Below are 11,203 nucleotides of genomic sequence, written 5' to 3' on the forward strand. Positions count from 1 at the left end.
ACGTCTCCCCTCACTCGAGGGGAGTGGATTGAAATACGTAAGCCCCGGAGGACTTGTATCAATCGAGGATTGTCTCCCCTCACCCGAGGGGAGTGGATTGAAATTCAGCGAACAGGACAGATACTATTATCAGTTCCTGTCTCCCCTCACCCGAGGGGAGTGGATTGAACTTTGCTACTTAGCTTAAAGAAGGTGGTCTCAATAAAAAAAGACACAGACAAGAAAATAATCATATTTGGAATCGTTTTGCTGCTGATGGAAATCTGGAAGCAGCTTATGATATGGAAGGTGGAGTTTGGAGGAAGGTACGAGATATGGTATTTTCCGTTCCAGCTTTGTTCTATGCCTATGTACCTTTGCCTTATGTATGCGGCTTTGGCAGGACTTAAAAGCACGGAAAGAATCAGAGCAGTAATACTTACTTTCATACGCGATTACGGATTACTTGGTGGTATCATGGCACTCATCGTGCATGACGGACTCATACACCCGGGGTACGCGGCATTGACAGCCCATGGATTTATATGGCATGTGCTTATGCTGGTGCTGTCTCTGTATATCACGTTTAATGGTTTAGCACTTCCGGGAATCTCCGGATTTGTAAGTACACTTCCACTTTTTCTGATTCTTTCGAGCATGGCAGAGATAATAAATGTCATCTTCCATGAACTGGGTGATTGCGATATGTTCTACATTTCCCCATATCATAACAGTTCTCAGATTGTATTCAGGGATATAGATGCCATAACGGGCAGACCGCTGGGGATCATAATTTATCTTATTTCGATGTGCATCGGAGCACTCGCGATTCATTTTATCCTGGATACGATATACAAAAAAATATAAGAAAAATTGATAAAAAAGATGTATAATGGTACAATGTTAATAAATAAACGATCTTGAGGAGGCCCAATATGGCAAAAACAGCAATAATCACCGGAGGTTCACGTGGTATAGGAAAGGCAATGGCTCTTAAGCTTGGAGAGCTTGGCTATGATGTAGTCATTAACTACGTAAGTGAGTCTTCAAAGGCAAAGTCAGAGGAAATCGCAGAGCAGCTTAAGAAGGATTACGGCGTAGATTCTCTGGTTGTAAGAGCAGATGTCAGCAAGTACGAGGACTGTGAGGCTCTCGTTAAGGCTGCGGTTGACAAGTTCGGTGAGAACATCGACGTTCTCGTAAACAACGCAGGTATTACCAACAACTGTAACTGGATAGACATTACCCACGAGCAGTATGAGAAAGTTATCGCAACCAATCTTATGAGCCTTTTACATATGACTCATCTGGTTCTTCCTCACATGATTAACCACTCCGACAAGGAGCATCAGGCAATGATCGTAAACATCTCATCAGTTGGCGGACTTACAGGTGTTATCAACCAGGCAGATTACTGCGCAGCCAAGTCCGGCGTTATCGGTCTCACCAGAGCCCTTGCACTTGAGTTTGCAGGAAGAGGCGTACGTGCCAATGCCATCGCTCCGGGCATGATCATGACAGATATGCTTCGCGGCGTTAACCAGGACGAGCTCAATGCTCTTGCCGGAACAATTCCTGAGGGATATATCGGTGACGTTTCCGATATCGCAGGTGCCCTTGAGTATATCCTTAAGGCTCCTTATCTCACAGGTCAGGTTATCTCACCTAACGGTGGATTTGTGCTTCAGTAAAAAACAGATAGTCCGTGTTTACGGACATTTAACGGGGGAGGGTTCTCGAGTGAGAACCCTCCCTTATTAGTGTTTATATAAAACCGGAACTTCGCCGATATTAAATGTTAGAGACAAGAGGTTCGTGATTTTTTGTATATCAGATTTCAGGAGGTAAACATGCGAAGTAAAAACTTTAAAGCACTTAGATTTGCGGTTGTTCTGGCTCTTATCATGTCAATTTTATCTATTACGTCATTTGCCGGATATTGGGAGCAAGACTACTACGGCGACTGGTACTATGTAAATGATTATGGGTATTATGCGACAAACCAATGGGTTGGCAATTATTATCTCGGAAGTGACGGTGTTATGCTTGTGAACTCATGGACACCGGACGGTTATTGGGTAGGTTATGATGGAAAATGGGACGGACAGCCGTCACGTTACGCTAGTAATTACTATAGTTCAGGTAGCAGCTCCTCATATGTAACTACATCCGGAACATACTATGGTTGCTTATATGACAGTGGCTATAGTATAGCACATCTGGACTCTGTTTCGATCAGTGGTGATGTTCTGACAGTTACAGGTACCCTGGATTATTATCCTGGTGATAATTGGGAGAACACGACTCAGATGAGTTACGGTACATATCAGTTTAAACTTAACGGTCAGACCAGGTATGGAGAAGGTGATGAAGAAGGTTTTCATGCTATGAGCAAATCAGATTTCATAAATAGCACCGGACCGGTTCTGTATATAACAGTTTCAAATGGCGTTGCAACGGAGCTTTGCAACGGAGCTTGATTCTTAACAGAGTTTCCCGGATGCCTTTTTAAAGGGTATCCGGGATTTTTTTGGTGGTATATGGGGACGAGAAAACTGGACTAATGCAGTAAATTATGCTAATACTTTAAAGTAACAAAAACAAAGAAAATTTCGAGGAGAACCGGCTACATGATGACTGACGAAGAGAAGAACAGGAAGCTTAGCGACCTTGTAGATATTATCAATAAGAATTACGAAGATGTTGATCTTTTGAATGCTTTGGGAAAAAGGAGACTTCCTGACAGGGACAGGATCATCGTTATAATAAAAGCCATAAGAAGATTAATGTTCCCGGGCTACTTTGGGCAGGTTGCATTTGAGAAAACCACATCTCATTATTTTGCAGGAGAGATGATCAGCTCTGTTATCGAGGAGCTTAAAAAGCAGATTGTTATCGCACTTCGGTACGGCAAGGAGGATCAGGGTTTTTCTGAGGAGATCAATGCAAAAGCCGAGGAAATAAGTTATAAATTTGCAGAGCGTTTCCCCGAAATCCTCAGGATACTTCTTACTGATGTAGATGCAGCTTATGACGGTGATCCCGCCAGCGGCAGCAAAGAAGCGGTCATTTTTTCATACCCGGGATTTAACGCGATCTTTGTATATAGGATAGCCCATGAGCTTTATCTTCTGGGTGTGCCCTTTATTCCGAGAATGATGACAGAGTATGCACACTCTCACACCGGTATAGACATTAACCCCGGTGCAAAGATCGGTGAGTATTTCTTTATCGACCATGGAACCGGTGTTGTTGTCGGTGAGACTACAGAGATCGGTAATAATGTGAAGATTTATCAGGGTGTAACCCTTGGAGCGCTTTCCACAAGAAAGGGGCAGCTTCTCTCCGGAGTCAAGAGACATCCGACCATCGGAGACAATGTCACTATTTATTCCAATGCTTCCATCCTCGGAGGAGATACGGTTATCGGTGAGCATTCCACCATCGGTGGCAGTTCTTTCATCACTGAATCGGTTCCTCCATATACGAAGGTCAGCATAAAAAATCCTGAGCTTACCTTTAAGGGCAGGGATGAGGACGAAAATACCGGTAAGCTGTACGAGTAATTAATCTGAAAGTGCTTTTACAGATATTTGTGCCACTTCACAAAGTGGCGGAATGTAGATTGATACGATTCAAAGACCATCGATTTCCAATGAAATCTGATGGTCTTATTTTATGGAATTTTAGTTATAATTATATCGGTATGGAGCATTAAATCATGAGTGATAGTGAAAATGGAGAAATACTCTGATTCCGGATTATATGGGATGTAAAACCAACAAGGGAGACAGAATGATATATTTGCTTTCAGCGGATTTCAAAAAATTAAACGAACCACTTTCTGACTGGTCGGAGTTTCTTGATGAAGACAGGCGGGAAAAGGTGGACAGATACAGATTTTATAAAGATAAGGCTTTGTGTATCTTTGCCTATATACTGTTGAGGTACGCACTGAAAAAGGAATACGGCATCGGGGAAAAACCGAAACTAATATATGACAAATCCGGCAAGCCACATATCGAAGGGGCTGATATATGCTTTAACTTTTCCCATTGTGATAATGCTGTTGCATGTGTGGTGGATCAGGACACAGTCGGTATAGATGTACAGAATTATACTGAGACATTAACACAGGTAAAAAAGCAGTTTTTGACTGAGGATGAGATGAAAGCTTTTGGAGAGACCGCGGATGGGGATGCTGCCATAAGGGCACTTGCCCGGATTTGGACTTTGAAGGAGGCCTATGGAAAGTATCATGGAGAAGGACTTGTATATGATATAGACGGGAAGGACTTCCTTAGTGTAAGTAACAGTCAGGAATGGCAGCGATATGAAGATCTGAAGGTGTATTCGGAGGAAACGGAAAACTTCGCTGTCAGCGTGTTCTCGAAGACTGAGATGAAATTGTATAAGGTGAGCATTGAAGAAATATGGCGATATATCGGTTAGACGAAAATGAAATATGGTTTCCCATGCCTTCCGAGGCTGAGGAGGACGGACTTCTTGCAGTAGGAGGGGATCTTTCCCTGGGCCGGCTTTTGCTTGCTTATTCCAATGGCATTTTTCCCTGGTTCGATCCCGGAGATGAAATTCTCTGGTGGTGTCCTCATAAGAGATATATCATCAGACCTTCGGAAATACACATTTCGCATTCCATGAGAAAATTCATCAGGCACCATGATATCGGAATCAAGCTGAACAGGGATTTCAGGGATACCATGCACAGATGCAGACTTCAGAGAGAGTTCAAAGAGGGTACATGGATCTCTGATGAAATGGAGGCGGCTTACGGAAGACTTTTCAGGGCAGGTTATGCCACGAGCGTTGAGTCATTTATCGATGGTGAACTTGCCGGAGGACTGTATGGCGTTTCTATAGGCAAATGCTTCTTTGGGGAGAGTATGTTCAGCGAGAAAGAAAATGGCTCCAAACTCGCGCTTATTTTTCTTGCCAGGTTCCTGGAGGATCAGGGTTTCAATATGATAGACTGCCAGTTCCATACAGATCACCTGGAGAGTATGGGCGGCTGTTACATAAGCTATGAGGAATATTGCAAACTGTTGGAAGAAGGAATAGATAAGAACTGGGAGAAAAACTAGAGTCCTGTGATGAGTACATCTGCCACTATGGTGAGTATTTTTTTATGCAGGTTTGGGATGAGAAGTAAGGATTCCGTTGATGTGCAAGCGTATGTATGTATGTATATATATTGTATTTAGATGTGTGGCAGCAATAATGCAATGATACAATGGCATGCAAACGATTGTAACAGCCTTCGGATTTCAGGGTGTATAAATAGGAAAGGTTCTTCATGCTGTAAATATTGCACAATTAAGCAAAGCACAAAATGGCAATAAGTAACAGTTTATACAACTTATTGCAGGCTATATGCAACTTTTTGCAGTAGCGTACAGAGGTGTTGCAAACGTTTGCAGCCGGTGATATAACTTAACCATAAGAAATACAAACGATTGCAGACAGCGAACGGCGCCTTGCTGATGCAGTTAAAGAATCACCCTAAAAATAATTTCGATAATCAATAAGGAGAAAAACAATCATGGCTAAGGTTAAGAATTTCAAGACAATATTCCCTGCAGTATCAGTACCACTTAATGACGACTACTCAATCAACGAGCAAGAGTTCAGAGTATACCTTCGTTGGATCAAGAGCTTCTATGACAAGGGAATCCAGGGTCTTGTATGTAACGGTCACACAGGAGAGATCACAGGCCTTACAAGAGCTGAAAGAAAGAGAGTAACTGAGATCTGTGCTGAAGAGTGCGGCGATATCATGACAATCGTTTCCGGTGTTAACTGCGAGAACACTCAGGAGTCAATCGAGATGGCAGCTGAGGCTAAGGAAGCAGGCGCTGACGCAATCCTTCTTATGCCTCCTCACATGTGGCTCAGATTCGGTATGAACCCGAACGCTCCTTTCGAGTACATCAAGGATGTAGCTGAGGGTGCTGACATCGATATCATTATCCACCTCTACCCTGCAACATCAAAGGCATTCTACCCTGTAGAGACACTTATCAAGATGTGCAAAGAGATCGACCACGTTAAGTGCATCAAGATGGGAACTCGTGTAACATCTATCTATGAGCACGATGTAAGACTTCTTCGCCAGGAGTGCCCTGATATCAGCCTTATCACATGCCACGACGAGACACTCTGTGTATCATGGTTCCCAGGCATGGACGGAGCTCTTATCGGATTCGCAGGCTGCGTACCAGAGCTTATCTGCCCTGCAAGAGAAGTATTCGCTAACCCTGACAAGCACACACTTAAGGAAGCTCAGGACTGGAGCGACAGAATCTATCACATCAGCCAGGCAATCTATGGCGGCGGACAGCCATCAGGTGAGGCACATGCAAGACTTAAGGAGACACTTGTACAGAGAGGTATCTTCACAAGCGGCCTTATGAGAAAGCCTGTACTTCCTCTTAACCAGGAAGAGAAGGATTGGATCGCTCAGGGCATCAAGAACAGCGGTCTTGAGAAGGTTGATATGTCTAAGTTTGCTTAATCTCTTAAGTTATCCAGATTTATCCATAAAGAACCACGGGATATGTGAATTCATGTCCCGTGGTTTTTGTTATATAATAATATGAGTACTATAAAGCAAAACGTTGATAGACGAGGTGGTTAAATGGCTACACAGGGAGCGGTACAGGAACGAACAAACATCAAACTTCGTGAACCAAGGAAATATAATGTGATCATGCATAACGATGACTTCACTACGATGGAATTTGTGGTTGAGATTCTCTTGGAGATATTTAACAAGAACGAGATAGAAGCAGAGTCTCTTATGATGACTGTTCATAAGGGAGGCAAAGCAGTTGTCGGCTGTTATCCGTATGATATAGCGGTGTCAAAGGTCAATGCTGCCAAAATACGTGCAAAGAGTGCCGGTTTTCCCTTCAAGATGACAGTTGAGGAAGCCTGAGTGATTTAATTTATATATTTTGGGACTGTCATACCCCTGGATAAAATGATTCAGGTAATTAATAAGGCAGGGATAAAAGAACTGTACAGCTTATTTGCCTATGAAAGGATAGTTCAATGAATGTAACGGAAGAGCTTGCGGCAATTATAAATAACTCATATACAACAGCCATAAAGATGCATTATGAATATGTCACTCCTGAACTGGTACTGCTGGAGATATGTGCTCATGATGATTTCAGACTTGCTTTCGGAAATTGCGGAGGAGATGTAAAGGAACTGGAACAGGATCTCGTGACTTATCTTGAAGGCTTTGTGGATAAGAAGGAAAAAGGCGGACCTGAAATGTCGGCCGGTATGGAGATGGCATTTACAATAGCCCATAATCAGGCAGTGAACAGCGGCAGGTCAGTAGTGGAACTCAGTCATTTTCTGCATGCGGTTTTTAATCTTAAAGAGAGCTATGCCGCATATTACATGAACAGGCAGGGGGTTGACGAAGCGTCTCTACTGGAGGAACTTCTTAATGTCTATGAAGATGAGGATGAAGCCTTTATTTCCGGGGAAAATGTAAGTTCCGGAGATAAAAAAGAGGAAGAACCTTTGTCGGACTTTGCACCTTGCATAAATGACATGCTTCAGAATGTGAATCCTCTCATAGGAAGAGAAGAGGAGCTGGAAAGAACCATTCAGATCCTCTGCCGAAAAGACAAGAACAATCCCCTTCATGTGGGAGAACCGGGAGTCGGCAAGACTGCCATCACCTATGGACTTGCCGAACGTATAAATCAGGATAATGTTCCGGCCCCATTAAAGGGTGCGAGAATATATTCATTGGATCTCGGAAGCCTGCTTGCGGGAACCAAGTATCGCGGAGATTTCGAAAAACGTCTTAAAAAGATACTTTCCCGTATAGAAAAAGAAGATAATCCTATCATTTATATCGATGAGATACATAATCTTTTAGGAGCCGGTGCCACCGGTGAGGGCAGCTTTGATGCTGCCAATATCCTGAAGCCGTACCTTGCGGCAGGAAAGATACGCTTCATCGGAGCCACCACATTTGAAGAATATAAAAAGCATTTTGAGAAAAGCAAGAGCCTGGTGAGAAGATTTCAGAATGTGGAGATCAGAGAACCGGGCATAGAGGAGTCCATAAAGATACTTGAAGGACTGAGAACAAAATACGAAAAGTTTCATGGAGTAGTATATGGAAAGGGCGTACTTGAATATGCGGTGAGAATGAGCGCCCGGTATATCAATGAAAGATTCCTACCGGATAAGGCCATAGACCTTATTGATGAAGCGGGTGCCTACAGAAAGATTCATCCTTTGGAACAGAAAAGACAATCCGTTGGTAAGGAACTTATAAATGAAGTTCTCACAAAGATCTGCAGAGTTCCCATAAAAGCAGCTGAAACAGATGAGCTCTCAAGTCTTGCAACACTGGAAGACAGGATTCTGTCGCAGGTTTACGGTCAGAATGAGGCTATTAAACAGGTGGTTAATGCCGTCAAATTTTCAAAAGCCGGCATGATTGAAGAGACCAAGCCCATGGCCAGTCTTCTTTTCGTAGGTCCTACCGGTGTCGGAAAGACTGAAATAGCAAAGACGCTTGCAAAGGAGCTGGGCATCTCCCTTGTTCGATTCGATATGAGTGAATATGAGGAGAAGCATTCCGTGGCAAAGCTGGTGGGTGCTCCCGCAGGTTATGTGGGATATGAAGAGGGCGGACTTTTGACAGAGGAGATCCGAAAAAATCCGAATTGTGTATTGCTGCTGGATGAGATTGAGAAGGCTCATCCGGATGTGTTTAATATACTCCTTCAAGTCATGGATTATGCCACATTGACCGATAACCAGGGAAGAAAGGCAGATTTTAGGAATGTCATCATAATCATGACCTCCAACGCCGGAGCCACAAGACTCGGCAAGGCAGGCATTGGCTTCCTTGCCAAGGACGGTACCAAAGATACTCTCATGGAAGAGGTCAAAAAGACATTTCAGCCGGAATTCCGTAACAGACTGAGCCAGATAGTGGTGTTTAACAGCATTGATGAGACCATGGCAGAACTTATAGCCGGAAAGAAGCTTTCTGAACTCAGCTCTATGCTTAAGGCAAAGAAGGTTGAACTGAGCTATACAGAAGAGGCTGTTCAGCTCCTGAAGAAAAAAGGAATAAGCAGGGAATACGGTGCAAGAGAGATTGACAGAGTTATAGGAAATGAAGTCAAGACTCTTCTTGTGGATGAGATTCTTTTCGGAAGACTGAAAAAGGGCGGAAAGTGTACGCTTGACGCAAAGGACGAAAAATTTATTGTACGCTTTGCTTCAAAGAGGAAGAACTGATAGAATGATCTGATTGAAAGAACTAAGAGAAAGACTTAAGCCGAAATAAAGCTAAAACAGGAAATAAACAACGGGAACCTTTGGTCAAAGAAGGTTCCCGTTGTTTTGTCTATTTGTGGATATGAGCTGTGTGAAATATATTCGGATTGTATCCGGTAGGGACGGTTCTCGCCGGCGAGAACCGTCCCCGGTGGTTTGGCTGATGTCTTACATGGTTGACTCCCTTTCCTCCAGTCTGGCGGAAAGAGTGAGATGCTGGACGGAGGGCTTTTGATCTTTGGGAGCCTCTATGGCTCTGATGAGCATCAGGGCTGCCTGTGAGCCGATCTCTTCTTCCGGAAGTTCGAAGGAGGTAAGTGAGGTTTCCAGCATACTTCCTACTTCGGTTCCTGTCATACTCATAACCTTGATTTGCTCAGGCACGGAAATCTTACGCTCTTTTAAAGCTCTCAAAGCACCCATGGCCTGGGTATCACCTGCCAGCAGAACAGCATCTATATCATCATATTTGTCTAAAAGATCTAATGTGCATTCATAACCATAATAAATATCCTGTAATAAGGACTCTTTGGAAATGGCTATTTCCTCAAGATCTAATTCTGAAAGGGCACGTTTGTATCCGGTGTATCTTTCCATATATGGAGCAAGCGGAATGGAAGCGTTGATTATGGCGATTCTCCTGCAGCCTTTTTCGTACAGATGATATACAGATTTGTATCCGATTTCAGTGTAGTTAACATCAACACAGCTTATATTGGAATCAAAGCATCTGACAAACTGAACAACGGGAATTTCTGTGTTGATGTCTCGTATCAGGCGTTTGTTGTTCCCGGTAGATGCAATGATCATGCCGTCAATAAAACTGTTTCTTAATTTATTGAGACTTTCTTTTTCTATTGCTCCGTCATTTCCGGTATTTACCATTATGACGGCGTAACCCTTTGCCTGGGCTTCCTTTTCTACTCCGAAGGCGACATGCGAAAAGATGGAGTAATTGATCTTGGGAATGACTATAGCTATGGTATTGAGTTTTCCGTGTCGTAAGCCTCTTGCCAGGACATTGGGTTTGTAGCTTAGCTCCTTTACAGCAGCCATGACTCTGGCTTTGGTGTCCGGATGGACATATGAACTGTTATTCAGGGCTCTTGATACCGTTGAAACATCAACGTGTGCCAGAGCCGCAACATCTTTAAGGGTGGCCATATTGATTACCTCATATATAAATGTATGTTTCCAATCGATTACTTCTGACATAAGGATGACAGATATGATGGGTTATTTGTAAATAAACAAATATATTAAATACAATGATACTAGAGTATACAAACGATTGCAATTGAAATATAAGATAAAAATATGCACAAAGTGCTTGTCAAACGAACATAAAATATGCACAATTACAGGCGCCTAAAACTAGACAAAAACTACAATTAATACAATTTGTTGCAGCCTATATGCAACAAATTGCAGTCAAAGCCGAAAATATTGCATAAGTTTTTCACGGATGATATAAATATCACATAACAAAACAAACGATTGCAGACAGCGAAGGCGCCTTGCTGATGCAGTTAAAGATTAAATTCACTATCATATTCGTGTAAAAATAAGTCCAGCTAAGAAATGTCAAGGAGTAAATTGAAAATATTAGAAATTAGCCATCACCTGCATTTTTGGGTAACTTTAATAAAGCTAATTCATTTATAGCACATTGAAAATGACAAATTAGATGTCAGGCAACTTTTGTAGTGCGATTGAGCCGATTAAACTGCTTTCTGTGTTCTTCAGGGGTGATCATCTCATAGGGCTTGTTATCACGAAGCATAGCAAAAATGATATTGCATATTTTGTGCATTACAGCACCTATTGCAACGTTCTTCTTTTTGGACTTGCATTTTAAGGTGTAGTACTCATGAATAACCGG

At 42.7% G+C, this 11,203-nt stretch carries 11 protein-coding genes and 1 pseudogene; 10 read left to right on the forward strand and 2 right to left on the reverse strand.

What is annotated here, in order from left to right:
- From G625_RS22910 to G625_RS0116450, 10 genes are all read left to right on the forward strand, one after another.
- Nucleotides 1-187, forward strand: a 187-nt coding sequence (locus tag G625_RS22910) for a hypothetical protein (protein ID WP_207637315.1), incomplete at its 5' end; no start/stop codon positions are given.
- A complete protein-coding gene (locus G625_RS20575; protein ID WP_084152966.1) occupies nt 172-846 on the forward strand; it encodes a TMEM164 family acyltransferase in 675 nt (224 codons plus the stop codon). The genes G625_RS22910 and G625_RS20575, both read left to right, overlap by 16 nt.
- 68 nt (nt 847-914) lie before the next feature.
- Nucleotides 915-1,670, forward strand: coding sequence for an SDR family NAD(P)-dependent oxidoreductase (locus G625_RS0116415; RefSeq protein ID WP_031550437.1), 756 nt, complete (start codon nt 915-917; stop codon nt 1,668-1,670).
- Between the two features lie 159 nt (nt 1,671-1,829).
- Nucleotides 1,830-2,459 (forward strand): hypothetical protein, encoded by a 630-nt coding sequence (locus G625_RS22815; protein ID WP_049895977.1) that lies wholly within the window; start codon nt 1,830-1,832, stop codon nt 2,457-2,459.
- A 150-nt stretch (nt 2,460-2,609) separates the two neighbouring features.
- Entirely contained in the window at nt 2,610-3,545 is a 936-nt protein-coding gene (gene epsC / locus G625_RS20585) for a serine O-acetyltransferase EpsC (protein WP_242826657.1), read from the forward strand.
- Between the two features lie 229 nt (nt 3,546-3,774).
- Nucleotides 3,775-4,431 carry a 4'-phosphopantetheinyl transferase family protein gene (locus tag G625_RS0116430; protein ID WP_198014931.1) on the forward strand — a complete coding sequence of 219 codons (657 nt, stop codon included), beginning with the start codon at nt 3,775-3,777 and terminating at the stop codon, nt 4,429-4,431.
- Nucleotides 4,413-5,081 carry a leucyl/phenylalanyl-tRNA--protein transferase gene (aat, locus tag G625_RS0116435; RefSeq protein WP_029201963.1) on the forward strand — a complete coding sequence of 223 codons (669 nt, stop codon included), beginning with the start codon at nt 4,413-4,415 and terminating at the stop codon, nt 5,079-5,081. Before G625_RS0116430 ends, aat begins: the two co-directional genes overlap by 19 nt.
- Before the next feature lie 458 nt (nt 5,082-5,539).
- The gene (locus G625_RS0116440) at nt 5,540-6,511 is read left to right on the forward strand and encodes a dihydrodipicolinate synthase family protein (protein ID WP_029201964.1); all 972 of its coding nucleotides are present in this window, start codon (nt 5,540-5,542) and stop codon (nt 6,509-6,511) included.
- Nucleotides 6,512-6,634: 123 nt separating this feature from the next.
- Entirely contained in the window at nt 6,635-6,934 is a 300-nt protein-coding gene (locus tag G625_RS0116445) for an ATP-dependent Clp protease adaptor ClpS (RefSeq protein ID WP_029201965.1), read from the forward strand.
- Nucleotides 6,935-7,050: 116 nt separating this feature from the next.
- Complete coding sequence (locus G625_RS0116450; protein ID WP_029201966.1) at nt 7,051-9,282, forward strand: AAA family ATPase; 2,232 nt, start codon at nt 7,051-7,053, stop codon at nt 9,280-9,282.
- 207 nt (nt 9,283-9,489) lie between these two features.
- On the opposite strand, the gene G625_RS0116455 is transcribed toward G625_RS0116450, so the two are convergent.
- Both G625_RS0116455 and G625_RS0116460 read right to left on the reverse strand, forming a co-directional pair.
- Nucleotides 9,490-10,485 (reverse strand): LacI family DNA-binding transcriptional regulator, encoded by a 996-nt coding sequence (locus tag G625_RS0116455; protein WP_029201967.1) that lies wholly within the window; start codon nt 10,483-10,485, stop codon nt 9,490-9,492.
- Nucleotides 10,486-11,011: 526 nt separating this feature from the next.
- Nucleotides 11,012-11,203: pseudogene (locus G625_RS0116460) on the reverse strand (IS110 family transposase); the annotation flags it as partial.

It is taken from the genome of Oribacterium sp. NK2B42 (assembly GCF_000424445.1).
Classification (GTDB): domain Bacteria; phylum Bacillota; class Clostridia; order Lachnospirales; family Lachnospiraceae; genus Oribacterium.

Bases quoted from the DNA above. Each gene is read 5' to 3' on its own strand.
- G625_RS0116415 (WP_031550437.1), top strand. From the start codon at position 915: ATGGCAAAAACAGCAATAATCACCGGAGGTTCACGTGGTATAGGAAAG.
- G625_RS22815 (WP_049895977.1), top strand. From the start codon at position 1,830: ATGCGAAGTAAAAACTTTAAAGCACTTAGATTTGCGGTTGTTCTGGCT.
- epsC (WP_242826657.1), top strand. From the start codon at position 2,610: ATGATGACTGACGAAGAGAAGAACAGGAAGCTTAGCGACCTTGTAGAT.
- G625_RS0116430 (WP_198014931.1), top strand. From the start codon at position 3,775: ATGATATATTTGCTTTCAGCGGATTTCAAAAAATTAAACGAACCACTT.
- aat (WP_029201963.1), top strand. From the start codon at position 4,413: ATGGCGATATATCGGTTAGACGAAAATGAAATATGGTTTCCCATGCCT.
- G625_RS0116440 (WP_029201964.1), top strand. From the start codon at position 5,540: ATGGCTAAGGTTAAGAATTTCAAGACAATATTCCCTGCAGTATCAGTA.
- G625_RS0116445 (WP_029201965.1), top strand. From the start codon at position 6,635: ATGGCTACACAGGGAGCGGTACAGGAACGAACAAACATCAAACTTCGT.
- G625_RS0116450 (WP_029201966.1), top strand. From the start codon at position 7,051: ATGAATGTAACGGAAGAGCTTGCGGCAATTATAAATAACTCATATACA.
- G625_RS0116455 (WP_029201967.1), bottom strand. From the start codon at position 10,485: ATGGCCACCCTTAAAGATGTTGCGGCTCTGGCACACGTTGATGTTTCA.